Annotated in this window: 20 protein-coding genes and 2 tRNA genes; 15 read left to right on the top strand and 7 right to left on the bottom strand. The window is 70.7% G+C overall.

Features of this window, described 5'->3' with window-relative positions; translation table 11 throughout:
* The first annotated feature begins 42 nt into the window (after positions 1 to 42).
* The 3 genes from orn to NZH93_RS04575 all read left to right on the top strand — a co-directional run bounded on the left by orn (position 43) and on the right by NZH93_RS04575 (position 2,490).
* On the top strand, positions 43 to 654 hold the full coding sequence (gene orn / locus NZH93_RS04585; protein WP_259621636.1) for an oligoribonuclease: 612 nt from the start codon (positions 43 to 45) through the stop codon (positions 652 to 654).
* Positions 655 to 718: 64 nt separating this feature from the next.
* Positions 719 to 794, top strand: a tRNA-His gene (locus NZH93_RS04580).
* A gap of 58 nt (positions 795 to 852) precedes the next feature.
* Entirely contained in the window at positions 853 to 2,490 is a 1,638-nt protein-coding gene (locus NZH93_RS04575) for an ABC-F family ATP-binding cassette domain-containing protein (RefSeq protein WP_259621635.1), read from the top strand.
* Positions 2,491 to 2,728: 238 nt separating this feature from the next.
* Here the strand turns inward: NZH93_RS04575 and NZH93_RS04570 are convergent, their stop codons facing one another.
* Complete coding sequence (locus tag NZH93_RS04570; RefSeq protein WP_259621634.1) at positions 2,729 to 3,913, bottom strand: L,D-transpeptidase; 1,185 nt, start codon at positions 3,911 to 3,913, stop codon at positions 2,729 to 2,731.
* Between the two features lie 275 nt (positions 3,914 to 4,188).
* Here NZH93_RS04570 and NZH93_RS04565 point away from each other — a divergent pair.
* A tRNA-Lys gene (locus NZH93_RS04565) sits at positions 4,189 to 4,262 on the top strand.
* Between the two features lie 409 nt (positions 4,263 to 4,671).
* On the top strand, positions 4,672 to 5,763 hold the full coding sequence (locus tag NZH93_RS04560; protein WP_259621633.1) for a hypothetical protein: 1,092 nt from the start codon (positions 4,672 to 4,674) through the stop codon (positions 5,761 to 5,763).
* On the opposite strand, the gene NZH93_RS04555 is transcribed toward NZH93_RS04560, so the two are convergent.
* The 4 genes from NZH93_RS04555 to NZH93_RS04540 all read right to left on the bottom strand — a co-directional run bounded on the left by NZH93_RS04555 (position 5,711) and on the right by NZH93_RS04540 (position 10,010).
* Positions 5,711 to 6,208, bottom strand: coding sequence for a hypothetical protein (locus NZH93_RS04555; RefSeq protein WP_259621632.1), 498 nt, complete (start codon positions 6,206 to 6,208; stop codon positions 5,711 to 5,713). The genes NZH93_RS04560 and NZH93_RS04555 overlap by 53 nt on opposite strands.
* Positions 6,205 to 7,071, bottom strand: coding sequence for a hypothetical protein (locus tag NZH93_RS04550; RefSeq protein ID WP_259621631.1), 867 nt, complete (start codon positions 7,069 to 7,071; stop codon positions 6,205 to 6,207). The genes NZH93_RS04555 and NZH93_RS04550 overlap by 4 nt, the downstream gene beginning before the upstream one ends.
* 33 nt (positions 7,072 to 7,104) lie before the next feature.
* A complete protein-coding gene (locus NZH93_RS04545; protein ID WP_259621630.1) occupies positions 7,105 to 9,249 on the bottom strand; it encodes a DEAD/DEAH box helicase in 2,145 nt (714 codons plus the stop codon).
* Between the two features lie 80 nt (positions 9,250 to 9,329).
* Positions 9,330 to 10,010 (bottom strand): hypothetical protein, encoded by a 681-nt coding sequence (locus NZH93_RS04540; RefSeq protein WP_259621629.1) that lies wholly within the window; start codon positions 10,008 to 10,010, stop codon positions 9,330 to 9,332.
* Positions 10,011 to 10,082: 72 nt separating this feature from the next.
* On the opposite strand from NZH93_RS04540, the gene NZH93_RS04535 reads away from it, so the two are divergent.
* Both NZH93_RS04535 and NZH93_RS04530 read left to right on the top strand, forming a co-directional pair.
* Complete coding sequence (locus tag NZH93_RS04535; RefSeq protein WP_259621628.1) at positions 10,083 to 11,252, top strand: DUF2786 domain-containing protein; 1,170 nt, start codon at positions 10,083 to 10,085, stop codon at positions 11,250 to 11,252.
* Between the two features lie 4 nt (positions 11,253 to 11,256).
* Positions 11,257 to 13,134 (top strand): ABC transporter ATP-binding protein, encoded by a 1,878-nt coding sequence (locus NZH93_RS04530; RefSeq protein WP_259621627.1) that lies wholly within the window; start codon positions 11,257 to 11,259, stop codon positions 13,132 to 13,134.
* Here the strand turns inward: NZH93_RS04530 and NZH93_RS04525 are convergent.
* Entirely contained in the window at positions 13,122 to 13,814 is a 693-nt protein-coding gene (locus NZH93_RS04525; protein ID WP_259621626.1) for a hypothetical protein, read from the bottom strand. The two genes, NZH93_RS04530 and NZH93_RS04525, sit on opposite strands and share 13 nt — an antisense overlap.
* A 102-nt stretch (positions 13,815 to 13,916) precedes the next feature.
* Between NZH93_RS04525 and NZH93_RS04520 the strand changes: the two genes are divergently transcribed.
* The 8 genes from NZH93_RS04520 (at position 13,917) to NZH93_RS04485 (ending at position 21,283) form a co-directional block, all read left to right on the top strand.
* Complete coding sequence (locus NZH93_RS04520; RefSeq protein WP_259621625.1) at positions 13,917 to 14,582, top strand: Crp/Fnr family transcriptional regulator; 666 nt, start codon at positions 13,917 to 13,919, stop codon at positions 14,580 to 14,582.
* 51 nt (positions 14,583 to 14,633) lie between these two features.
* A complete protein-coding gene (locus NZH93_RS04515; RefSeq protein WP_259621624.1) occupies positions 14,634 to 15,422 on the top strand; it encodes a hypothetical protein in 789 nt (262 codons plus the stop codon).
* Positions 15,422 to 17,344 (top strand): hypothetical protein, encoded by a 1,923-nt coding sequence (locus tag NZH93_RS04510; protein WP_259621623.1) that lies wholly within the window; start codon positions 15,422 to 15,424, stop codon positions 17,342 to 17,344. The genes NZH93_RS04515 and NZH93_RS04510 overlap by 1 nt, the downstream gene beginning before the upstream one ends.
* Positions 17,341 to 18,339, top strand: coding sequence for a hypothetical protein (locus NZH93_RS04505; protein ID WP_259621622.1), 999 nt, complete (start codon positions 17,341 to 17,343; stop codon positions 18,337 to 18,339). The genes NZH93_RS04510 and NZH93_RS04505 overlap by 4 nt, the downstream gene beginning before the upstream one ends.
* Before the next feature lie 36 nt (positions 18,340 to 18,375).
* A complete protein-coding gene (locus tag NZH93_RS04500; RefSeq protein WP_259621621.1) occupies positions 18,376 to 19,110 on the top strand; it encodes a hypothetical protein in 735 nt (244 codons plus the stop codon).
* Positions 19,111 to 19,117: 7 nt separating this feature from the next.
* On the top strand, positions 19,118 to 19,531 hold the full coding sequence (locus tag NZH93_RS04495; RefSeq protein WP_259621620.1) for a very short patch repair endonuclease: 414 nt from the start codon (positions 19,118 to 19,120) through the stop codon (positions 19,529 to 19,531).
* Between the two features lie 84 nt (positions 19,532 to 19,615).
* Positions 19,616 to 20,758, top strand: coding sequence for a DNA cytosine methyltransferase (locus tag NZH93_RS04490; RefSeq protein WP_259621619.1), 1,143 nt, complete (start codon positions 19,616 to 19,618; stop codon positions 20,756 to 20,758).
* A gap of 51 nt (positions 20,759 to 20,809) precedes the next feature.
* Complete coding sequence (locus NZH93_RS04485) at positions 20,810 to 21,283, top strand: hypothetical protein (RefSeq protein WP_259621618.1); 474 nt, start codon at positions 20,810 to 20,812, stop codon at positions 21,281 to 21,283.
* Between the two features lie 152 nt (positions 21,284 to 21,435).
* Here NZH93_RS04485 and NZH93_RS04480 read toward each other — a convergent pair whose 3' ends face one another.
* The gene (locus tag NZH93_RS04480) at positions 21,436 to 24,525 is read right to left on the bottom strand and encodes a discoidin domain-containing protein (RefSeq protein ID WP_259621617.1); all 3,090 of its coding nucleotides are present in this window, start codon (positions 24,523 to 24,525) and stop codon (positions 21,436 to 21,438) included.
* Positions 24,526 to 24,679 lie beyond the last annotated feature (154 nt).

Below are 24,679 nucleotides of genomic sequence, written 5' to 3'. Positions count from 1 at the left end.
GCGCGGACGTCCCCAAGGTCAAGAGAGACTAGGCTCTCGCGGGTGATGGATCGTCTGGTGTGGATCGACTGTGAGATGACCGGCCTCGAACTCGGGAAGGACGCCCTGATCGAGATCGCCGCGCTGGTCACCGACGCGGATCTCAACGTGCTCGGCGAAGGCGTGGACGTCGTGATCCACGCGGACGACGACGCGCTCGCCGGCATGCCCCAGGTCGTCGTGGAGATGCACGCGAAGTCCGGCCTGACCGAGGAGGTGCGGCGGTCGACCGTCAGCATCGCCGACGCCGAGGCCCAGGTCCTCGCGTACATCAAGGAGTGGGTGCCGGACCCGCGCACCGCCCCGCTCGCGGGCAACTCGATCGCGACGGACCGCGGCTTCATCGCCCGCGACATGCCCGCGCTCGACGCCCACCTGCACTACCGGATGATCGACGTGTCGTCGATCAAGGAGCTGTGCAGGCGCTGGTACCCGCGCATCTACTACGCGCAGCCGGAGAAGGGCCTCTCGCACCGCGCGCTGGCGGACATCAAGGAGTCCATCCGCGAACTCGCGTACTACCGGCGCACCGCGTTCGTGGCCCCGCCCGGCCCGAGTTCGGAGCAGGCCCAGGCCGTCGCGGCGGAGCTCCTGAAGGCCGACGGACTGGGCTGACCACCCGATTTCAGACCTGACCGGTGCACACGCTATGCTTCTTCTCGCCGGTCAACCGGTCTTGGTGGGTGTAGCTCAGCTGGCAGAGCACTGGGTTGTGATCCCAGGTGTCGCGGGTTCAAGTCCCGTCACTCACCCCAAGCGAACGCCCCCTGACCTAGCAGGTCAGGGGGCGTTTTCACGTCTGGAGACCCCTGCATGAGCGCCACCCTCGTCGCCAAGGACCTCGCGGCCGGACACGGCGACCGCGTCCTGTTCTCCGACCTCCAACTGGTGGTCGCACCCGGTGACGTCATCGGCTTGGTGGGCGTCAACGGCGCGGGCAAGTCGACCTTGCTGCGCACCCTCGCCGGCCTCATCCCGGCCGAACAGGGCACCGTCCGGCTGAGCCCGCCGTCCGCGACCGTCGGCCACCTCCCGCAGGAGCCGGACCGGCGGCCGGGCGAGACCGTGCGCGAGTTCCTGGCCCGCCGCACGGGCGTGGCCTTCGCGCAGCGCGTCCTGGATGCCGCGACCGAGGCGTTGAGCATGGGCACGTCGGGTTCGGACGACGAGTACGGCGACGCGCTGGAGAACTGGCTCGCGCTGGGCGGCGCGGACCTGGAGGAGCGCTCGGTCGAGGTCGTCGCCGACCTGGGTCTCGCGGTCAGCCTCGACCAGCCGATGACGTCGCTCTCCGGCGGTCAGGCCGCCCGCGCGGGCATGGCGTCCCTGCTGCTCAGCCGCTACGACATCTTCCTGCTCGACGAGCCGACCAACGACCTCGACCTGGACGGCCTCGACCGCCTCGAGAGGTTCGTCGGCGAACTCCGCGCGGGCACGGTCGTGGTCAGCCACGACCGCGAGTTCCTCGCCCGCACCGTCACCCGCGTCGTCGAACTCGACCTCGCCCAGCAGCAGGTGCGGACGTTCGGCGGCGGCTACGCGGCGTACCTGGAGGAGCGCGAGGTGGCCCGCAGGCACGCCCGCGAGGAGTTCGAGGAGTTCGCCGACACCAAGGCGGCGCTGGAAGCGCGCGGCCGGATGCAGCGCGCGTGGATGGAGAAGGGCGTGAAGAACGCCCGCCGCAAGCAGACCGACAACGACAAGAAGGGCCGCGCGTCCCGCACCGAGGCGACCGAGAAGCAGGCCTCGAAGGCCAGGCAGACGGAACGCATGATCGAACGCCTGGACGTCGTGGAGGAGCCCCGCAAGGAGTGGGAGCTGCGGATGGAGATCGCCCCGGCGCCCCGCGCGGGCGCCATCGTGGCGTCCCTGCGCAACGCCGTGGTGACCCGAGGCGACTTCACCCTTGGCCCGGTCAACCTCCAGATCGACTGGGCGGACCGCGTGGCCATCACCGGCACCAACGGCGCGGGCAAGTCGACGCTCCTGGGCGCCCTGCTGGGCCGCGTCCCACTGGACGAGGGCCACGCCACCCTCGGCAACGGCGTGGTCGTAGGCGAAATCGACCAGGCCCGCGGCCTCTTCCTGGGCGAACAACCATTGGTGGACGCGTTCGAACTGGAAGTACCGGACATGACCCCCGCCGACGTCCGCACCCTGCTGGCGAAGTTCGGCCTCAAAGCAGCCCACGTACTACGCACAGCGGCGTCCCTGTCCCCAGGCGAACGCACCCGCGCAGCCCTGGCACTGCTACAGGCCCGCGGCGTCAACCTCCTGGTCCTGGACGAACCCACCAACCACCTGGACCTACCAGCGATCGAACAACTCGAATCAGCCCTGGAGTCCTACACCGGCACCCTGCTGCTGGTAACCCACGACCGCCGCATGCTGGACGCCGTACACACAACCCGCAGGCTCTCAGTGGCAAACGGCACCGTCACCGACCTCTGACCCGCCCACCACCACAACCGGGACCCACCGGACCACCAACTAACGGGACCCACCCCACCACCGACTAACGGGACGCACCCACAAAGGAATGCGCCCACACTCCCCCCGCCGCCCCGATCCCCAGCGCCCTCAGCTTCGCCCCCGGTTTGTCAAGGCATCTTTCCCGCCTTGACAAACCGGGGGCGAAGCTCGAGACACTTGAGCGAACGGGGCGACTTCCCCCACACGCCCGCCCCCGTCACCGATTCCCGGCAACCCACTCCGGCCACGGAACCTGCCAGTCCCCGAACCCGTCCCACGACTCCAACGCGGGCCCACCCGAGTTAGCCACGATCACCACATCACCCGGCCTGGCGTTGTCGAAGAAGAACTTCGCGTTCTCCGGCGACATGTTCAAGCACCCGTGGCTGACGTTCCGGTTCCCCTGGTCCCCGATCGACCACGGCGCCGAGTGCACGAAGATCCCGCTGTTGGACATCCGCGTGGCCCAGTCGACCGGCGTCTTGTACCCGCCGTCCTCCAACGACAGCCCGTACGTCGTGGAGTCCATGACCATGTGGTCCCGCTTCTCCGTGATCACGTACGTCCCGACCGGGGTCGTGTTGGCCGCGTTGCCCATCGACGTGGGCACGGTCCGCACGACCTGCCCGTTGACCTTCGTGACCACCTGGTGCGACGCGCCGTCGGCCTCGTGGATCACCGAGTCACCGATGGTGGCGTTGATCACCCGGTCCTCCTGGCCGTAGATCCCGTCGCCCACGTGCTTGCCGTACACCTTGGCGTTGATGGTGATCTTCGTCCCGGCGGCCCAGAAGGCCTGCGGTCGCCAGTGCACTTCCTTTTCGTTGAACCAGTAGAAGGCGCCTTCTACCTTCGGCTCGGTCGTGATCTGCAACATGGACTCGGCCGCGAGCTTGTCCGCGATCGGCTCGTCGAAGTAGAACGCGATCGGCTGGCCCACCCCGACGACCGCCCCGTCCTGCGGGTTCGTCTCGACGTGGGTCAGCGTCCTGGGCTTGACGGTCGAGAACGCCGACGTCGCGGTGACGGGCTTCCCGTCCGCGCCCTGCCCGGTCACCGTCATCGTGTACGCCTTGTCGTACGCGAGCGCCGCGCTGTTCGCCCACTGGAGCCCGTCCGGGCTGATCTGGCCCGCCACGACGGCCCCGTCGGCGGCGGTCAACGTCACGTCCGTGAGCTTCCCGTCAGCCGCCGTCGCGATCACCGGCAGCCCCGGAGCGACCCCCGCCGCACCGTTGGGCGTGCCGAGCGTCAACGTCACCGGCGGCGGAGGCGGGGTGCTGCTGGTCGACGGCGCGTTCTTCCCCTGCACCGGGACCTCGGGCGACGAGGAGCACCCTGTGATCAACATCGCGACCACGCCCACCGCGACCAAACCGAACGCCCCGCGCTTACCCGTCATCCCCATCGCACCCATCCGTTCGCCCGGTCCCCCCGTACAACGAGACAGCCCTCCAGCAGGTGTTACCTCAGCCGTCCCACTCAAGAAGACGCCGTCCTGCCTACCCGCGTTGCTCCGGATACTCGATCGTTACCGGCGCGAAGTTCTCCCCCATCCAACCCCCCCCCAAACCCGGTCTGACCAGCCGATTGGGAACTGCGCGAACCGCTGTGCTAATGTTCTTCTCGTCGGAACGGAGCAACACGGTTCAGACAAGAGAACAAGATGAAGTGCCAGCGCCGCTAGCTCAGTTGGTTAGAGCAGCTGACTCTTAATCAGCGGGTCCGGGGTTCGAGTCCCTGGCGGCGCACCTGGTTCAAAGAAGTGGTCCAGCATTTACGCTGGACCACTTCTTTGTTTTCCGGGTAAGCGCCCCGCACCCCCTGTGACCTGCGGCCCCCTCCGCGCCCAGCTCCCGTAGCCATTCACGACGGCCGTTCGCGACAAGGCCCGATCGCACTCCCGATCGCCTTAGCGAGCCCGATCCCGCTTCCCTTGTCCGCCTTCTCCGGCGAAAGCACCCACAACGGCACGGATCGGATTCCCTCCCCATTCCCCAGTGCGCACGAACGACTACTCGGCGACCACTTCTCCACCCACTCCGAGCCGCCACATGTGAGGATCACTCACGTTCCAGGCTCGTCCTCTGCGTCCCGGAGCCCCCCGGTGTTAGATTCGTCCTGTCCGGACGGTCACCAGCAAGCCCGTGAGCAGGGTCTATGCCGAGCTTCCGTGGAATCTCCACCCCGCTGGAGAACGCGCTCCTCGTGCAGTGCGCGCCCGCGCAAGCCCTCCGTGCCGCCGAACTGGCCGACCGAGCGGGCGGCGGACTGGTGATCTCCGGATCGACAGCCGCGGCCCAAGCCTCGGCGCTGCGCCGCCAGGGCGCCGCGTTCCCGATCCTCTGCGACGCCCAGCGCTACACGGGCCGCAAGCGCGCGTTCGCGGACGCCGACTTCAGCCCCCAGTGGCTGGCCGTGCAGCGCGCGCTCGGCGGCCCGGTGCTCACCGACTCGGGTTACGTCGCCAAACGCGACATCACCGGCCTGCGCTCGATCCTCCGACGGACGCTCCCACTGGGCGACGCCGTGTTCGCCACCCTGCCCCTGCACGCCGACTGGCTCAAGGACCAGCAGGACCGCGAAGTCCTGCTCCACGAGGTGTCGTTCGCCCGCGTCCCCATCGCGCTGGCCCTGGAGCACGCGGCCGACCCGCTGGGCGTCCAGCAGGTCCTGCGCGGTCTGCTGGACCTGCTCGCCACCGACGTCCCGGTGCTCCTGCTGCGCTCGGACGTGTCCGCCATCGGTGCCCTCTGCCACGGCGCGCACGCCGCCGCGATCGGCACGACCACCGCGCTGCGCCACGTCTACCCGCTGCCGAAACCCGGCGCGGGAGGCGGCGGTCGACGCGCGGGCGTCGCCGTGTTCGTGCCCCACTGCCTGAGCTACCTGGGCGCCGACAAGGTCGCGGGCGCGGTCCAGCGCACCCCCGACATGAGCCACCTGTGGGCGTGCGACTGCACCGCGTGCGGCGGCCGACCCATGGACCACTTCGCCACCACCACCGACGAACCCACCCGCACCGACACCGCGTTCCGGCACTCGATCGACCGGCTCCACGAGCTGCGCGACGAACTCCTGGCCCCTCACCTCACCGACACCGACCGCAGGCTCGCCTGGCACGAGCGCTGCACAGCGGCGTCCACCCACCACGCCGAGATCGCCACCGAACTCTTCGGCTGGCGCCCACCCCCGTTCCTCACGGCGTGGCGGAAGGCCTGGCAACCGGTTCCAACACCCCGTCCACGATGAGCCGCTGGTACACCAGTTCCTCAACCCACCGGTCCAACGTCCGCCGCCGCGCCCCCACAGCCCGCCCACCCCGAGGCACCACCACCACAGTCCCCTCCACCACCAGTCCCACCCCCGCGTACGCACACTCCAACCGACACCGCTCCTCATCCACCCCCACGATCGCCACCGCACAAAACCCCGACAACCGCACCGCGTCCCTCAACGCCCCCCGCCAGTGCGTGCCGGTCGCCACCACCCCGACCAACCGCACCACCTCGGGCTCCCGCACCGCCTCAGGCCACTCCCATGTTGCCAACACGTCCCGATCAAGCACCGGCCCCGCACGCCGAGCCGCATGCGCGACAACATCAACCCGAACCACAACATCCACCACCACCCCGAGCACCTTCACCCGAGGCACAACCGTCCCCACCCAGCCGAGCGCACGAGCCTCGCCGCTCACGTCCTCCCCTCCACGGGCTCGTCCCCCAGCAGGTCCTCGTAGGCGTTCGGGATGTCCAGGCACACGTCCGGCTCGCACCTGCCGAGAAGGTCGTCGAGCCGTGCGGCCAGCTCCACGGGAGGCAGGTCGCACGCCTCGCACAGGTTCAGGTGGAGATCCGCGAAGCTCTGGGTGACGGGATCGGTGTCGAAGTCCTCGCGGCTGTCGAGCAGGTGCTCCAGGAACGTCGACCACACGACGACCGCTTCCTCGACCACGTCGAGCAGCTCGACGGTGGCGGGCCGCTCGGCGAGCACTTCCAGCTCGACCGCCATGTCCCGTCCGGCCGTGACCAGGTCGTGCAGTTGCCACCTAACGCTCCCGCCCGGAATCGCGGCGGTCGCCTCGACCATCCGCCTCGCCGTCTTGATGTCCTTCGCGCTCGGCGCGGAGAGCAGCCCCGCCGCCGCGAGCAGCGCCGCCGCGAACCGCCGGTCCTCCGCGGCGTGCTCGGCGACCAGCCGGTTCAGCTTCCGACGGCCGAGCGCGCCCGCGACGCGCAGGAACCGCTCCTGATCTGGATCGGAGCCCGAACGGGACGGGATCGAGGTGAACACGACACCGCGTTCCGGTGCGGCCAGCGCCACCGCGACGGCGTGAGCGCAGAGCCCCTCGACCGAGCAGTCGCACTCCCCGACCAGCTCACCCCCGACGACGGCGACCCACACGTCGGCCCGCCCGAAACCGGGGTCCACCACCACGGCGGTGACACCACCCCGTTCGCCTTGGACGTCACCGACCCGCGCCACCAGCTCCTGCCCCAGCAGCGCGGTCTCGGAACCCACGGCGCTCAGCAACGCGTCCACGTCAAGTCTCACGGCCACCCGAACAGTGAACCGCAGCCGATCGAGTCGGACCTATCCGAGCCCCAGCCGCTGCTGCTCCGCCAGCACCACGCGCTTCTCCACCGACACCGACGAGTCCAACGCCGACTCGTGGCTGTGCTTCGTGTCGCTCTCACGCGCGTAGTGGTCGAACAACAGCGTCTTGTGGTCGCGAATCTCCTGGACCCGCGCGTCCACGCTGTCCTTCACCAGCAGTCGGTGGACGTGGACCTTGCGGACCTGGCCCATGCGGTGGCAGCGGGCGATGGCCTGGTCCTCGGTGCTCGGTTTCCACTGCGGTTCGGCGATGATCACGACGGACGCCGCCTGGATGTTGAGGCCCACGCCGCCCGCCTCGATCTGCGCCGCGAGCACCGCGTGGCCCTCGTGGGCGGTGAAGTCGTCGACCAACTGCTGGCGGCCGGACGACGAGGTGCTGCCGGTGAGCGGGCCGTAGGCGCCGGTGTGCTCGGCGACCGTGGCGAGGACGTCGAGGAAGTAGGAGAAGACGACGACCTTCCAGCCGTTGTCGCGGGACTCCTCGATGATCTCCAGCATCCGCTCCAGCTTCGCCGAACCGTCGGGGACGGCCGGTTCGTACGCGGCGCGGCGCATGGCCATCAGGTTCCCGGCGCGCACGGCCTCGTAGTACGCCTCCTGGTCCGCGCCGTCGAACTCGACCCAGTCCTCGACCTCCAGCAGTTCGGGCAGTTCGCCGAGCACGTCCTCCTGGTTGCGCCGCAGGTACACCGGCGCGACCAGGCGGCGGAACGCCTTGGCGCCTACGACGGCGTCGGTGCCGGTGGTGCGCGCGGCGAGACCGGGCTGGAGGTAGGAGACCAGCGTGCGGAACTCCTCGACGCGGTTCTCCATCGGCGTCCCGGTCAGCAGGACCGCGCGGTCGGCGCGCTGCACCACGGCGTTGACGGCCTTGGAGCGCTGGGTGTCGCGGTTCTTCACGAAGTGCGCCTCGTCGACGACGACCAGCGCCGGGCGGAACCTCTTCGGCAGGGCCAGTTTCGGCAGTGTGCCGAACGTCGTCACGCCGACGCCGCCCTGCTTGAGCCACTCGCCCACCGCACCGTCCCGGCCGGCGCCGTGCAGGCGGTGCGGCACGAGGTCGCTGTGCCGGGCGATCTCGTTGACCCAGTTGACGACCACGCTCGCCGGGCAGATCACCACGAACCCCCGTCCGCCGCGAGCGGCGAGGCTCGCCATGACGGCGATGGCCTCGATCGTCTTGCCCAGCCCCATCTCGTCACCGATGATCACGCGGCCGCGGGCGAGCACGAACTTGGCGCCGAACTCCTGGTAGCCGCGCAGCGACACCTTCAGCCGACTCGTGTCGAGCGTGACCGAGTCGACCTCGCGCTCGATGTCCGACGGCACGAAACCCTTGGCGGCACTACGATCCGCCGCCGCTTCCGCGCCCGCCAGATCGGCCAGCGCGGTGTTGTACGCGGCGGCGTCCAGCTCGTAGTCCCGCCACAGGGCGCGGTGGTCCAGGTCGGGCACGTGCAGTTGAACGCCGACAGCTCGCAGCGCGGCGACGTCCCGGCTGCCCAGCAGCTCCTCCAGCCGGGCCAGCGAGGCGAGGGCGGCCTCCTTGTTCTTCTTGAACGAGAAGAACATCCGCACGCCGCTCGACGCCCGCGACGCGGCCCGCACGTCGGCGTCGACGCGCGCGAGCACGTCGGTGATCGGCTCGCGCAGCGGCGCGACGAGCTGCGTGGCCCGCCGGAGCTTCGACAGGAGCTGGAGCAGCTCGGTCTGCGCCCGTCCGGTCCTGTCGGGATCCAGCCGGACCGTCGTGTCCCGCCTGAGGGCGTCGACGATGGCCTTGGCCGCGTCGAGCACCTGCCGCGCCGACTGCGGCCCGACCCCCGGCACCCCGTCGAGCCGGGCGAACGACGCCCCGGCCACGTCGGCGACGGTCTGGAACCCCGCGGCCCGCAGCTTGCCGAGCCGCAGACCGGCAGCGGCGTCGCGCAGCTTCTCCACCGGCATCGCCCGGACCTGGTCCGCGACCTGCGAGTCCCGCACGTCCTCGTACCGCGCCAACGCCAACGCGCGCAGCCGGTCCGGTTCCGCGCGAACGCCTTCGGCCTGCGTGCGGAACGCGGCGGCGGCGGCGAGCAGTTCCCTGGCAGGCTTGCCGATCTTCGACGAGTCGTTCACGCACGCCCCTTAGCGGCTGGCGGACTGGCTCCGGTGATGTCGCCGCAGTGTGCCACCGGGGCGTCCCGCCCAAACAAGGCCTAGCCGAAGGCCAGCGCGATCCGCCGGTTCGCGAGCAGCCGGGTCCGGTGCACCTCGGGGTCGACGGTCAGCCCCGGCCGCCGGTCCAGCCTGCTGTAGGACTTGGCGAGCATCCAGTGCGCGGCCGCGGGGTTGATCTCCTCCAGCGCGCCCATCCGCTCCCTGGCGACGTCCACGTCCCTGGTCACGAAGGCGTTGCGGATCACCCCGCCCGCGACCTCGTCGATCAGGAACACCATCGCGTGCTCGTCGGAGCCGTGCGCGTAGGTGCACAGCAGCGCCAGGTAGCCCGCGTCCAGCGACCGGTCGCAGATCCACGAGCCGCGCACGGCGAGGGAGTCGACCACCGGCGGCGCGAACGCCACGGCCCACTCCCCCGACCTGCCGGTCAGCAGCACGGCCATCGCGCGCAGCAGCGCCAGGTTGCGGCGGCTGGGCAGCGCCACGGCGTGGTCGATCAGCTCGACCCAGAACTTCTCGTCGGCCACCCCCGGCGGCACGGCGGAGCTGAGGGTCAGCTCCACCTCCAGCGGATCGGTCATCTGCGGGAGGCCCCGGCACGCCTGGACGACAGCCTTCTGCACCGGTCCGAGGTCCGTCCCGTGTGGACCGCGCAGCGACCTCACCACCACGATCGGGCGGTGAAGTGGCTGCTTGCGGCCCTGTGTCCCACGACTCACCAGCGGAGGCTGGCACGGTTGTGGACGCACCGGCCGCAGCCACACCAGAGCGACGGGGGAGAATCACCCATCGTGGACACCGTAGGCAAGGCACTGTGGGAAGCCGCGGCGAACCCGCGCCTCCGGATCCCGAAGCTCGACGCGGTGTCGTCGGCTGACCTGGACCGGGCGCTGGCGGACGTGCTGCACCGCGAACTGGACAACCTGTGGAACGCGGGCTGGCTGCCGTACGACCTCGTGCAGGTCGTCGAGCGGCACGACGACGAGCGGGCGGTCTCGATGCTGGTCGACGCCATCGCGTCGGAGGTGGAGCGGTACCCGGAGGCGACGATCCACCCGCGCTGGCGCGACCAGCTCACCGAGATCGAGGCGACGGTCTGGTGGGACCGCGACCAGCCGCACGTGGACGAGTGGGCGCGCAAGCACATCGAACTGCGGCAGGACGCCGTCGAGGTCGCCGTGGCGCTGCTGTCCCGGCTGCTGCTCCTGCCCCGGTTGCAGAACATCCTGCCCCGGCCGGGCTCGGCGGCGATCGAGATCACCCATGTGGGGGTCAGCTCCAAGGTGCTGAACCGGGTGCGCGGGCTGCTCGCGAAGGCCGAGTCGACGCAGTTCCCGGACGAGGCCGAGGCGCTGTCCGCCAAGGCGCAGGAGCTGATGAACCGGCACGCGTTCGAGCGCGCGGCGATCGACGCGGACGCGCACGTGCCGCAGACTGCGACCTCTCGGCGGATGTGGCTCGACAAGAGCTACTTCGACGGCAAGGCGCAGCTCGTGCACGTGGTGGCGAAGGCGAACCGGTCGCGGGCCGTCGTGTACGGCAACATCGGGTTCGTCGCGCTGGTCGGCGACGAGATGGACCTGGAGATCGTCGAACTGCTGTCGACGTCGCTGCTGGTGCAGGCGACCAGGGCGATGGTGGCGGCGGGCTCCGGCGCGTCCAAGGGTGCCGAGGCGCGCAGCCGCGGCTACCGCAAGTCGTTCCTCTACTCCTACGCGCACCGCGTCGGCGAACGGCTGGAGGCCGCGACCGAGGTGCACGCGTCGGACGACCGGTTGCTGCCCGTGCTGTCGGAGCGCAAACAGGCCGTGGACGTGCTGTTCGAGACCCTGTTCACCAAGACGAAGTCGAAATCCGTGACGGTGCGCAGCGAAGCGGGCTGGGACGCCGGTCGCACTGCCGCCAACTCGGCGAACCTGACGGTGAACCGGACCGCGCTCGGTGGTGGCCCGGCAACCTGACCTGGTGGCCGAAACCCTGATAGGCGTAGAAGACCTCGAACCGCCGCGCTGGGCGTCCGTGGACGCGCAGGTGGCCGCCGCCGGAACGTGGCGGACGCTGGCCGCGGTGCCCTCCGCGACGGGGCTGGTGATCCGGCTCGCGTGGCGCACGTCACGGTGGCTGACGGCGTTGGCGGGCGTGGTCCAGGTGCTGTCCGGGTGCGTGACGGCGTTCGGGCTGCTCGCCACCGCGAGCGTGTTCACCCGGCTGCTGGAGGAAGGCCCCACACCGCAGCGGCTGGTGGCCGCGCTGCCGTCGATCGGGCTGCTCGTCGGGTCGTTCGCGCTGCGCGGGCTGCTGGACAGCGCGGCGGGCGCGGTGCAGGGCGCGTTGACGCCGCGCGTGCGGCACGCGGCGCAGGACGCCCTGAACGCGGCGGTGATCGGCGTCGACCTGGCGGCGTTCGACGACCCGGACTTCCGCGAACTCGTCCGGCAGGGCGGCCGGTACGCGATGAACTCGATCGAGGTCGCGAACCGGGTCGTCACGGACCTCGTGTCGGCGGTGATCTCGCTGCTGGCCGCGATGGTCACGGCGGGCGTGCTGAACCCGTGGCTGGCGCCCGTGCTGCTGCTCTCGGCCATCGCGGACGGCTGGTCGGCGATGCGGGTCGCGAAGCTCGGCTACCGGAACTTCCTGCGGATGGTGACCCGGCGCCTGCGCCTGTTCGTGGTGGAGAACCTCATGGTGGCCAGGGACGTGGCCGTCGAGCGGTTCGCGCTGACGCTGCAAGAGCCGCTGATGACCGAGCACCGGCGGATCGCGGACGACGTGACGTCGGAGGAGGTTCGGCTGGAGGCGCGCAAGACGCTGGTGCGGCTCGTGGGCCGGACGCTGGCGGGCGTCGGCACGGGGATCGCCTACCTGGTGCTGGGAGTCCTGCTCTACACCGGCGCGATGCCGCTCGCGCTGGCCGGGGCGGCGGTGGTCGCGATGCGCACCGCGTCGACCTCCTTGTCCACCACCATGTACGCGGTGAACCAGCTCTACGAGCACTCGTTCTACATCGACTTCTACCGGCGGCTGCTCACCACCGCGCACGCCCGCCACCACGTGTCGACCGGCGTCACCGCGCCGACCGACCCGACCGTGATCCGGTTGGAGAACGTGACGTTCACCTACCCGGACGCCGACCGGCCCGCGTTGGGCGGCATCGACCTGGAGATCAACCGCGGCGAGGTCGTCGCCCTCGTCGGCCAGAACGGTTCCGGCAAGACCACGCTGGGCAAGCTCATCACCGGTCTCTACACGCCGGACGAGGGGCGGGTGCTGTGGGACGACGTGGACATCGCCGCGGCGGACCGGGAGTCCGTGCACACCAGGATCTCGGTGATCTCGCAGGAACCGGCGCACTGGCCCATGACCGCGGGCCACAACATCCGGGTCGGCAGGCTCGACCGCCACGACCCGTCCGGCGCGGGGTGGGCGGAGGCCGTGGACCAGTCGGGCGCGCGTGCGGTGCTGGAGGCGTTCCCGCGCGGTGAGAGAACGGTGCTGTCCAAGGAGTTCAAGGACGGCCACGAGCCTTCGGGCGGCCAGTGGCAGCGGATCAGCGTGGCGCGCGGCATCTACCGCGACGCCGCCATCCTCGTCGCCGACGAACCCACGGCCGCGTTGGACGCCAAGGCCGAGGCGACCGTGTTCGCCGGACTCCAGCACGCGACCCGGTCGAGGACCACGATCCTGGTCACCCACCGCCTGGCCAACATCCGCAACGTGGACCGGATCGTCGTGCTGGACGACGGCCGCATCGTCGCCCGCGGGACGCACGACGAACTGATGGCCGCCGACGGCCTCTACCGCGAGCTGTACGACATCCAGGCCCGCGCCTACGAGCGCTGAGCCACCGCGATCCGCCGCGCCACCAACAACTTCACCACGTACACGTCCGGATCGATCCCCAACCCCGGCCCGCCGTCGACCTTCCCGTACGCCTCGGCCAACCGCCGGTGCGCCTCGTCGGCCGCGATCTCCTCGACGGTCCCGTGATCCCCGAGCATCGTCCGCGCGGTCTCGACGTCCTTGGTGATGAACGCGTTCTTCACCACCCCGCCCAGGTTCTCGTCCACCAGGTACAGCCCCGCGTGCACCTCGTCGCCGTACGAGTACGTGCACAGCAACGTCAGGTGCCCCTCCTCGGCCACCTGGTCGACGACCCAGCACTCCCCGACCCGCAACCCGTCCAACGCCCCCAGCCACCCCGGCTCGGCCTGACCGACGAGCTTGTCCGCCTCAACCCCGGCCCCCGACTCGGGCACCAGCACCGCCACCGCCCGCAACAACGCCAGGCTCCGCCTGCTCGGCACCGCCACGGCATTCGCGACCACCCCCGGCCACACGTCCTCGTCCACCGCGGGCGCCACAGCCGCGCTCAACGCCACCTCGACGTCCAGCGGGTCGGTGAACTGCGGCAACTGGCGGGCGGCGTCGACAACGGCCCGCTGGGCGGGCGTCAACGGGGGCAGGGCGCCGCGGTGGGACTTCACGGGGATCGGCTTGCGGATCGGCGTCTTGCGGCTCATCACCCCAACGCTGCCATCCCGCCCCGGAGGCAGCCACACCGGGTTTGCCCGGTTCGGCGCAACCGGGCCCGCTCGCCGGGGAAATCCGCTAGATATCTCCCCGTGACACGTGGATTCCGCGAACTGCTCGACGAACCGCTGTGGCAGGAGCTGCTGACCTTGGGCGTCGAGCACCGCTACCGCCCCAAGTCGGTGCTGGTGCGGCAGGGTGATCCGGGAGGTCACCTGCTGGCGCTGACCAGGGGCCGGGTCTCGGTGCTCGGCAACGAGGAAGACGGTTCCGGGGCGATGGTCGCGCTCCGCGGCCCCGGTGACCTCATCGGCGAGATGGCCACCCGTTCGGGGTCGACGCGCACCGCGACCGTGGTGGCGCTCGACGAGTGCCGGGCGTCGAAGCTCCCGGCGGAAGCGGTCCACCGCTTGCTCGACGCCCGTGACGCCCGCGGCGCGATGAACGACTACCTCGTCGCGAAGCTGTCGGAAACCGTGCCCTACCAGGTGCGAATGGTGCACTTCAACGCGGGCCAGCGGTGTGCCCGGCTGCTGCTGGAGGTCGTGGCGCTGGCCGGACCCGAGCACCGGGACCCGATGCGGGTGCCGTTCTCCCAGGAGGCGCTGGCGGCCGCGCTGGGGCTGTCGCGGAGCACGGTCACCAACCAGATCGCCGCGTGGCGCAAGGACGGGACGCTGGCCGCCGGACCGCGGCTGGTGGTGGCGAGCCTCCCGCTGCTCGCCCGGCACGCGGGCGTGACCAGCGTCACTTCCTGACTGTCCGGCGCCGGACAGTCCGCCCGCGGCGACCCGGCGACGCTCACGGCCATGACGAGCAAATCCAAGCCGCTCCCGCCCTATCGAGCGCTGCTCATCGTCGACGTCAAGGACTTCAGCGCGGTGCCGGGCGCGCACCACGCGGAGCTGACGGAGGCGATCCCGGAGATCCTGCGCCAGACGTTCCGCCGGGGCGGCCTCGAACGCCTCTGGAACGACGTCAAGTTCGAGGCGACCACCGGGGACGGCTACGTGCTCGGCTTCGCCGCGAAGAACCTGCCGTTCCTGCTGCATCCCTTCCTGCCCGCGCTCCAGGACGAGTTGGACTACCGCGCCGCGGTGGAGGCGGTGTCCGGGCAACCGCAGGCCTTGCGCATGCGGGTCAGCGTCAACGTCGGGCCGATGACGGACTCCGGCGCGAAGCGGTTGGGCGACGGCAGCGGGGACGCGCGGATCGAGAACCACCGCCTGCTGGACTCGCGGCCGGTACGTGAACTGCTGGAGCGCTCGGGCCCGAGCACACGGGTCGGCGCGATCGTGTCGAGCCGCGCGTTCGACGACGCGGTGGCCTCGGGGTTCACCGACGACGACCGGAACGAGTACGTCCCCGTCGACGTCGAGGTGAAGTCGTACCGGGGATCCGCCTACGTGCGGGTGCCCAAGCCGACCGGGGACCTGCTCAAGAACGGCTTCGCGCCCGCTCTCCCCGCTCCCCCGCGGCCCGAACCGCGAACCGGGGGCATCGAGAGGATCAGCGGGGGCGTCGGCAACGTCTTCAACCACCCCACCGGCCCCATCTCCGCCGACAACGTCGGCTCGCGCAAGCGCGGCGGGAAGTGATGGAAGGCAGCGGCATCGGCCGCATCTCGGGTGGGGTCGACAACGTCTTCAACGACACCCGAGGCCCTGTCAACATCAACTACTTCCAGGAAAGCTTCCGCCGCGCGCGCGACCCCCGTGTGCTCAACGCGAACCTGCTGGCCTGGTTGCACGAGCGGTTCGTGCCGCCGAACGGTTACGCGGCGGCCGAGGCGATGGTGCGCGAGTGCGGGCTGGTCGTGGTGCACGGGCCTCGCGGCGCGGGTCGTCGCACCGCGGCACTGATGTTGTTGCACGGGGCGGACTCCTCCTCATCGGACTACCGCGAGCTGTCGAACCACCCGGACGAGGAGGACGAGCCGCTGGACTCCACCGCGGTGGAGGAGGACGACCGGCTGCTGCTCGACCTCACCGAGACTCCGGAACAGGTGGTCGAAGGGCTCCGAGGCGACCTGGACTCGTTGTGCGCCAAGGTGCAGAACGCCCGCGCGATCCTGGTGGTCGCGATCTCCAGCGAGCAGTGCGACCTGCTGGCGCCGCTCTCCCCGTGGTTCGCGGCCATCGGGAAGCCCGACGGCCGCGAGGTGTTCCTGAGCCACCTCGCCGCGAAGGGCATCGAGCCGACCCGCGAGGACCTGTCCGCCGGGCACGTGGCGGAGCACCTCGCCGGGGAGACCACGTCGTCGGTCGCGAGCTTGGCCGCCGTGGTGCACGACGCGCGGAACGCCGACCCCGACGGGGCGTTCAACGCCTGGCTCGACGCCGCGTTCACCGCGCTCACCGAGCAGGGCGGGGCGGTGGCCGAGCAGGTCAAGGCCCATCGGGACGGCGGGTACCGGGCGCTGCTCGTGACGGCCGGGTTCTTGGAGCGTTCGTCCGCCGACGCGGTGTTCAGCGCGGACCGTGACCTCCAGCGCGTGCTGGACCTGCCCACGGAGGAGGTGCACGCGCTGGAACGCGCCGACTTCACCGAGCGGCTCACCGACATCGGCGCGTCGATCGACGACGACGGACTCGTCAGGTTCACGAAACTGGCCTACGACGCGGCCGTGCGCACCCACTTCTGGCGCAACTTCCCCGATCTGCGGCAGCGGTTCCGCCAGTGGACCGGGGACGTGGTCCGGCAGCGGAGCCAGTCCGAGGAGCAGGCAGGCAGGCTCGTCGACCACTTCGCGGACCAGTGCCTGTCCACCGGGGGACACCGGGACCTGTTGTGGTTGACCGACTTCTGGACCAGGGAACCCGCCAACCCGTCGGCCGCCCGGCAGGCGCTCGTCCGCGGACTGGCGGACCGCAAGGTCGACTGGGTCTTCCGGCAGGAGATCTACCGGTGGTCGCGCAACACCGCGCTGGGCGCGTGCCTCGCGCACGTGCTGATCTCGGTGTGCGCCGAGGAGATGATGTCGACGCGCCCGGAGCAGGCGCTGGTGCGGTTGAAGAACCTCGCGCGCAGCCGGGACGAGTCCGTCGCGCGGAGCGCCGGTGCGACCCTGAGCCGCCTGGCGCACAACGACGACCGGTTCTTCCGCTCGCTGTTGCGGCGGATCGCCGGCAACCCGAACGACCACGGTCTGTTCCTGCGGTTGACGTCCCCGTTCCGGCTCGTCGAGCCCACGCACGGCGGGGCGCGTCCGCTCATCGCCGACGGCGGTGTGCGGACGGCGCTGACCACCGGGTGGTCCTCCCTGCTGGCGACCGAACCCCGGCAGGTGTTCACCGAGCGCGTCGTCGCGTGGCTGCCCGACGAGCGCTTGGTGGACCTGCTGGTCACGGCCTGCGGCACGCGTGCGCGGGACTTCAACACGCTCTACCTGATCACGCGCGACTGGGTCCGCTCCGCGGCGGACGCCGACGACCGCGCTCACCGCCACCAGGTCGCCGCCCGGCTCCACCGCGCGACCGACACGGCGTTCGGACTGACCACCGAGGAGAACCTCCGATGAACCTGGATCGTCAGCTCTTCCCCGCGCTGCTCGCGTGCGCGGTGCTGTTGCCCGCGGGCATCGGCCTGGGTCTCGGCTGGCCACCGTGGCTGTGGATCCTGCTGTCGCTCGCGGTGCTCGGCGCCCTGCTGACGTACCGGCGAACCCAGCTCCGGCAGGAGGAGGAGCAGCAGCTCAGGCGTCACGTCGAGGTGCCGGCACCACGGGTCGAGGTCGTCACCTCCAGCTCACCGCTCGCCGTCACGCCGCTCAGCAGCGCGAAACCCGACTACGACTTCCTCTTCGCCTGCACGATGAAGTGGCGGCCCGCCGAGCACGGCGCCGGGCCGGACCAGGGGGACCCGAGGTCGGTCGTCGCCGACAACCTGCTGGGTCGGGCCGCCGCGACGGTGGCGCGCGAGTCCCCCGGCGACCTGGCGTCAGCCCGTCACCGGTTGTCGGCGGCGTTGGCGCAAGCCGGGTCGGACAGGTCGGGCCGGTACCTGGTGTGGGCGGAGGACGTGTCGCTGGTCGTGCCGGAAGCCGACGCGATCCGCCTCCGCCAGCTCGCCGACCTGCGCAAGCGCGAGGAGTTGTGGGAGCACGAACGCGACCACGAGCGGAACGTGCGCGCCTACCTCGGTGAGGACGTGCTGAAGGACACCGGCACCGCGGTGGTGTGGTGGCTCGCCAAGCACACCGAGCAGGTGACCGAGACCGTCGGCCTGATCGGCGCGTTGGCCAGGCTGTCCGCCGCGGCGAACAACACCGAGGTCGTGGACCCCTCGCAGGCTCCGCAACCGGTGGTCACGCACAACGGCAACGGGTCGTCACCGGACCACGTCCACCGCTACCTGCCCGAGTTCGAGGAGTCCCACGCGGTGTTCGGCCACCAGTTGTCGACCCTGCTGCGGGCGCACGAGGAGCAGGAACGGGCGCAGAACGTCGAGGACAGCTACAACCCCGGTGGCGAGGAGTCGGTGTCAGGTGATCTGGACGAGCCTGACCTGGACTGATCGGAACTGTCGGTGCTCGGTCGTACCCTCGCTGTCATGACCGAACGCATCACGACGGCGGCCGAGGTCCGGCGGTTGTTCAACGTCACCGAGGCGTCGAGGGACCGCTTCAACAACTGGCACAGCACTCGGCCGCGGGTGGCCGCGCACGCGTTGGGCCACGCTGCCGCGGTCGTCAACGCCGTCACCTCCGCAGACGCCGAAGCCGTGTTCCGGCGCGACTCGCTCGAAGCCGCGTTGAGCGCGCGGGGGCAGCCGGTGCTGGAGATCGACGACTGGAGGCCGGAGTTCGCGCTGGCGCACACGTTCCACCACGCCGTGGAGGAGCTGGGGCGATTACCGGGGTGGGCCGAGTTCCGGGCGTTCTGCCAGGCCGACGAGCAGGCCGTGGCGATGGTGTGGGGGCCCGCCGCCGACCTGGTCGACCGGATGGTCGGCCGCGGGGTCGAGGGGTCTGTCGCGCGGGCCGCGATGCGGCGGCGGATCGGTCGGGAGTACGCGGCGTTCGTGCGATCCGTGCACGTGGCCGCCGCGCTGCGGGAACGTGGCCTGCCCGCGTTGACGCACCCGTTGGCGGAGGCGGTGTTCGGGGTGGACGCGTGGGCCGGGCGTGTGGTGTTCGTGCTGCGCGACGGGCCGCACCGGGCCGAGGAGCTGCTGTTCCAGGCGATGCCGCCGTTCTTCTTCGAACGCGTGCCGGGCTTGGGGAAAGGGTTGCCGTCCGATCGCGGGCTCGACATCGTGGTGCGGCGGCTGACGCCTGCGCCATGATGTGCCGATGGAGCGGCTGGCCACCACGGAAGCGACACGCGCCCGGATGAGCGGGCAGAAGTCCCGCGACACGGGCATCGAGGTGGCGCTGCGCCGCGAGCTGCACCGGCTCGGGCTGCGCTACCGGGTGCACCGCAGGCCGTTGCGCGCCGTGCGCCGGGAGGCGGACGTGGTGTTCGGGCCGTCGAAGGTCGCCGTGTTCGTGGACGGCTGCTTCTGGCACGGGTGTCCGGACCACGCGACCTGGCCCAAGCGCAACGGCGAGTTCTGGCGGGCGAAGATCGAGGCGAACCGGACCCGAGACGCGAACACCGACGTGGTGCTGGCCGCCGCCGGGTGGCTGTCGGTGCGCGTGTGGGAGCACGAACGGCCGGAGATCGCGGCGGTGCGGGTGCGCGAAGCCGTCACCAGCCGTCGTTGAGGGTTCGAACGGCGGTGTGGCCAGGCAGGGCGCGATCCGGATCGCGGTGATCGGCGAACTCGCGCGAGCCCTTACGCTGGTCGGGTGACCGAGCAGCCCATACCGATGATCGACTTGTTCGCCGGCTGCGGCGGCATGACGTCGGGGTTCGTGGCGGCGGGCGGGTTCGAGCCGGTCATGGCGGTCGAGTGGGACCTGCACGCGGCGGCGACCTACGCGGCGAACTTCGGCGAGGCCCACATGAGGTGGGCCGACATCGCCACGATCCCGGACGCCGAGATCCCGAAGGCGTCGGTGATCATCGGCGGCCCGCCGTGCCAGGGCTTCTCCAGCCTCGGCGCCCAGGACGTGCACGATCCGCGCAACAAGCTGTGGCAGGAGTACATCCGGTTCGTGCGGCACGCCGAGCCGGAGGTGTTCGTGATCGAGAACGTCGACCGCTTCCTGGCATCCGGCGAGTTCGAGCTGCTGCGGTCCGAGGTCCGGCCCGGCGGGCTCTTGGAGGAGTACACGCTCACCGTCGCGCTGCTGCTCGCGGCGGACTTCGGCGTGCCGCAGCGGCGCAAGCGCGCGATCGTCATCGGCTCCCGCGTCGGCGAGATCCCGGTTCCCGCACCGACCCACGCGCGCACCGGAGACCTGCCTCGCTGGCACTCGGTGCGCGACGTGCTCACCGGCCTGCCGGAGCACCCCGCCCGCACGTCGCTGCCCGCGTCGAAGGTCGAGTTCTTCGGCGTCGAGGTGCCCGGCCGCTTCAAGGCCGAAGACCTGCACATCGGCCGCAACCCGACCCCGCTGTCGCTCCGGCGCTACCGGTCGATCCCGCCCGGCGGCGGCCGGTTCGACCTGCCGTACGAGCTGATGCCGCGCTGCTGGCAGGAGAAGAAGACCGGGACGACGGACGTGATGGGCCGGATGCGGTGGGACGAGCCGTCCCTGACGATCCGGACCGAGTTCTACAAGCCCGAGAAGGGTCGGTACCTGCACCCGCAGTGGGAGCCGGGCGAGGACGGCCACCGCGTCGACCGGCCGATCACGCACCTCGAAGCGGCCCGCCTCCAGACCTTCCATGACACTTTCGAGTGGTGCGGAACGAAGATCCAAGTGGCGAAGCAGATCGGCAACGCGGTGCCGCCGATGCTGGCGAAAGCCTTGGCACAGCACATAAAGCCGTACCTGACGGGCACCGATCCGACGCCGTCGCGGTGCGGTCTCTGCCCGCTGTAGCCGACCCGGCCCCGCCAAGAATTGTCGGACCCCGTCCCTAGCGTTGCGGGCATGACGACGACCAGCACGTACGACAGCCAGACGCAGCTCGGCCCGATCAACTACCGGGTGCGGGCGACCGCCCAGCAGGACGTCCTGCTCGAGGTGTTCGGCGCCGATCCGGAGGGCGCCGTCGTGGCCGAGGGCATGATCCGGCTCCCCGTGAGCGGTGGCGCGGCGGTCGGCAAGCTCCTCGGGCGCGTCCTCGACGGGCTGACCAGGATGGGCGCGCCTCCGCCGGGCAAACCGCAGCCCGCGAACGCGAAGCAGCCGTGGACCGCCGAGCTGGACGAGGAACTGCGCGAGGCCTGGCTGGACCGGGCTGACCAAGCGCCCGTGGCGGAGCTGATCAGGTCGCTGGCCGACCGGATGGGCCGCTCGCCGACGTCGATCCGCTCCCGCCTGCCCCGAGTGGGCTGCGACCCGGACGTCGTCGGCAGGCCGCTCTCGCAGGAAGCCGCCCAGGTCCTCGGTGTGACGCCGTGATCCGCAGGGTCGTGTCCGCGGTCCGCGGGCGGATCGCCGCGCTCCTGGGCATCCCCGTGGGCCGGCTAGCGCTCAACCCCGCGTGGAAACGTGCCTGCTCCCCGTGGCTGACCACGGGGAGCAGGCACGGCAGGGGCCGCAGGGTCGGTGGGCTACCAGTTCGTCAGTCCGGCTCCGAACGGGTAGAGGGGGTTGCCGTAGGTGCTGGGCACCGGTTGGCCCGCGTCGATCCTGGCGCGGATCTCGGTGCGCTGCGCCGCGGTCGCCCCGAGGTCGTAGGGCAGGTCCCACTGCTCGGTGGCGTCGGCGGGGATGTCGGTGCCGCCGGGCCGCAGGACGTCGTTGAGGCTGCGGGGCAGCTGCCACGGGAGCTTGCCCTTGGGGGTGTAGTCGCCGAAGAGCAGGCTCGCGAGCGCCGGGCCCATCTCCTCACCTCCTCGGTAGGTGACCACGATGGAGCTGGCCAGGTCGTTCCACTCGGTGATGACGTAGGGGCGCGGCAAAACGAGCACCACGACGACGGGGATGCCCTGGTTCTTGAAGTTCTGGATCAGCGCCAGTTGGTCGGCGGGCAGGTACGGCTGCTCCTTCACCCAGCTCGTGGCGTGGGTGTAGGAGGTCTCGCCCACCGCGACGACCGCGAGCTTCGGCGCGGGCCCGGTGTCCTGGTAGACGTTCACGCCCGCCTGGGTCGCTCTCGTCCTGATCGCCTCGAGCATGGTCTGGGAGCCGTACTCCTGGTGCAGGAAGCTGGTCCAGATGCAGCACGCGGCCGTGTCGTTCGCGCGCGGCCCGGCGACGACGATGTTGTCGCCCGCGTTCAGGCGGACCGGCAGGGTGCCGTTGTTCTTGAGGAGGGTCATGGCTTCCCGCGACGCCTGGTTGGCGAGCGCGGTGTAGGCCGGGGTGTGGAACCGGTAGGGCCCGTTGACCGGGTCGCCGTAGGGGTTCTCGAAGACGCCGAGCTGGAACTTCAGCCGGAGGACCCGGCGCACGGCGTCGTTGATCCGGGCGGCGGGGACGTTGGCGGTGAAGCCCGCGATGGTGAAGCCCACCGCTCCGGGGTCGGCGCCGCCCATGACGTCGGACCCGGCGTTGGCCGCGCCGATCCACGAGCCGGAGGGCAGCCAGTCGGTGGTGATCAGGCCGGTGAAGCCGAGGTTCTGCCGCAGGTAGGCCAGGATCTTGGCGCTGTCACCGGCTCCGGGGCCGCCGGGGTCGATCAGGGAACTGCCCGCGTAGCCGGGCATGATGTTGACCGCTCCCGCCTCCATCGCGGCCCGGAACGGGATCATGTGGTACTTCACGGTCACCTGGTCGTACACGATGAGCGCTTCACCACCGGCGCCCTCGCCCGGCCAGTGCTTGACCGTGGCCAGCACGGACGCCGGGTTCAGCTCCGGGCCGCCCTGCAAGCCCGCGACCAGGGCGCGCACCTGGGCGGCGGCGACCTCGGCGCTCTCCCCGTTGCCCTCCTGGATGCGCGGGTAGAGCACCTTGGTGCCGACCTCGGCCAGCGGGCCGAGCACGCCTCGGGTGCCGACCTCCAGTTGTTCACGGCGCTGCATGTCGCCGAGCTTGTAGTCGAGCGGGTAGTTCTTGGCCGCGGCCAACGCGCTCTGCGTCGGGTAGGTGGTCTTGTAGCCGTGGATGGTGTCGCCCGCCGACACGGTCGGGATCCCCAGCCTGGTCCCGGCCCCGGCGAGCAGCACGTTGTGCAGGTCCTGCGCCTCGGCGGGCCCGAAGTGCCAGCCGGACTGCGGGAACTGCTGGGCGTTGTAGAACATCTGGTAGGCCTTCTCCTCGATCGTCATGCGCCCGAGGAGGTCGTTCACCCGCGTCTCGACCGGCTGGCGCCAGTCCTCGTACGGCTCGATGGAGCCGTTCTTGTTGAGGTCGCGGCTGCCGTTGACGGTGCGGACGCCGTCGTTGACCGTGGTGAGGGTCGGCAGGTAGAGGCTGAAGGTGCGGATGTTCGAGGCGCTGGTGGCGTTCGCGCCGTCGACCGCGACGACGTACCACCTGTAGGTCCAGCGGTCGGAGATGTCCCAGGTCGGCGTGTAGGTGGTGCTCGTCGTCTCGGCGACCTTCGTGTAGAGGTCGATCAGGTTGCCGGAGGCGGCGAAGTCGTAGTCGGTGCGGCTGACGTTGAGCCACACCTGGTAGCGCGCGGTCCCACCCACGGCCGCCCAGGAGAACGCGGGGCGCCGGGTGTTGGTGATCATGGCGTTGTCGGCGGGCGCGGTCAGGGCGAAGCGGCCGGTGACGGCGGGCGCCTTGGTCGGGCCGGACAGCAGCGGCGCGGTGGTGGCCGACTCGTCGACCGTGCCGAAGACCTGGAACTCCCAGAGCGAGTAGCCGTAGCCGGTCGCTCGGGCCGTGCCGTAGAACCGCAGGTAGCGGCCGGTGCCGCTGACGGTCAGGTTCTCCGTGCCGCCCGCTCCGGTCGTGGTCGAGTAGATGGGCGTCCAGGCGTTGCCGTCGTTCGACACCTCGATCCGGTAGCCCGTGGCGTAGGCGGACTCCCAGGTGAGCGAGACCCGATTGACGGTGGCCGTGGCGCCGAAGTCGACGCGCAGCCACTGCGGGTCGCTGCCGTGCTGGCTCGACCAGCGCGTGCCGGACCGCCCGTCCAGTGCCGCAGCGGGCGCGTTGCCGCCTTCCCACGAAGACGCGGAGACCTGCTTGAACTGGGAGATCGGCGTGCCACCGACCGGGCCGCCGCCAGTGGTGCCGTACACCTGGAACTCCCAGAGCGAGTAGCCGTAGCCGGTCGCTCGGGTGGTGCCGGTCAGCCGCACGTAGCGGCCGCTACCGGCCACGGTCAGCGTCTGGGTGCCGCCTGTGCCCGTCGTGGTCGTGTAGATCGGTGTCCACGCGGTGCCGTTGGCCGAGGTCTCGATGCGGAAGGCCGTGCCGTAGGCGGATTCCCAGTTGAGCACGACCTGGTCGATGGCAGCGGTGGCTCCCAGGTCGACCTGCACCCACTGAGGGTCGGCGAACGCGCTGGACCAGCGCGTTCCGAGGTTCCCGTCGGTGGCGGCGGTCGCCGGTGTGCCCGCGTTCTCGACCGTGGAGGCGGTGGTGGGCTTGCCCTGTGACAGCAGGGCGCTCGCGGCCTCGGCGGGGCGGGCGGTCGAGAGGAGGTAGCTCGCGAGCAGGGCGGCGACCACGGTGAATACGAGCATCAGGCCTCTGCCCCGGCGTCGGGACAGCGGTTGGACGAGGGACGAGAAGGGCATGGCGACTCCTGGCAGGGCGAGAGCACGACTCGACGCCGCCGACGACGGTGCGGGATCGACGGCGGTACCGACATCTGGGAGAGCGCTCTCCCGATCAGCGTTGTTCACCCGACCCGAATCGTCAAGGCGTTCGACGACCGGTTCTTTTCGAGCC

The sequence above is a fragment of the Umezawaea endophytica genome (assembly GCF_025061645.1).
In the GTDB taxonomy this organism is placed as follows: Bacteria; Actinomycetota; Actinomycetes; order Mycobacteriales; family Pseudonocardiaceae; genus Umezawaea; species Umezawaea endophytica.
Note: the sequence above shows the minus strand (reverse complement) of the source record. Positions and strands in the feature narration are given on the sequence as shown.

Excerpts from the sequence above, each read along its gene's own strand:
- NZH93_RS04575 (WP_259621635.1), top strand. The coding sequence starts at position 853 with ATGAGCGCCACCCTCGTCGCCAAGGACCTCGCGGCCGGACACGGCGAC.
- NZH93_RS04570 (WP_259621634.1), bottom strand. The coding sequence starts at position 3,913 with ATGACGGGTAAGCGCGGGGCGTTCGGTTTGGTCGCGGTGGGCGTGGTC.
- NZH93_RS04560 (WP_259621633.1), top strand. The coding sequence starts at position 4,672 with ATGCCGAGCTTCCGTGGAATCTCCACCCCGCTGGAGAACGCGCTCCTC.
- NZH93_RS04525 (WP_259621626.1), bottom strand. The coding sequence starts at position 13,814 with ATGAGCCGCAAGACGCCGATCCGCAAGCCGATCCCCGTGAAGTCCCAC.
- NZH93_RS04515 (WP_259621624.1), top strand. The coding sequence starts at position 14,634 with ATGACGAGCAAATCCAAGCCGCTCCCGCCCTATCGAGCGCTGCTCATC.
- NZH93_RS04510 (WP_259621623.1), top strand. The coding sequence starts at position 15,422 with ATGGAAGGCAGCGGCATCGGCCGCATCTCGGGTGGGGTCGACAACGTC.
- NZH93_RS04505 (WP_259621622.1), top strand. The coding sequence starts at position 17,341 with ATGAACCTGGATCGTCAGCTCTTCCCCGCGCTGCTCGCGTGCGCGGTG.
- NZH93_RS04500 (WP_259621621.1), top strand. The coding sequence starts at position 18,376 with ATGACCGAACGCATCACGACGGCGGCCGAGGTCCGGCGGTTGTTCAAC.
- NZH93_RS04495 (WP_259621620.1), top strand. The coding sequence starts at position 19,118 with ATGGAGCGGCTGGCCACCACGGAAGCGACACGCGCCCGGATGAGCGGG.
- NZH93_RS04485 (WP_259621618.1), top strand. The coding sequence starts at position 20,810 with ATGACGACGACCAGCACGTACGACAGCCAGACGCAGCTCGGCCCGATC.
- NZH93_RS04480 (WP_259621617.1), bottom strand. The coding sequence starts at position 24,525 with ATGCCCTTCTCGTCCCTCGTCCAACCGCTGTCCCGACGCCGGGGCAGA.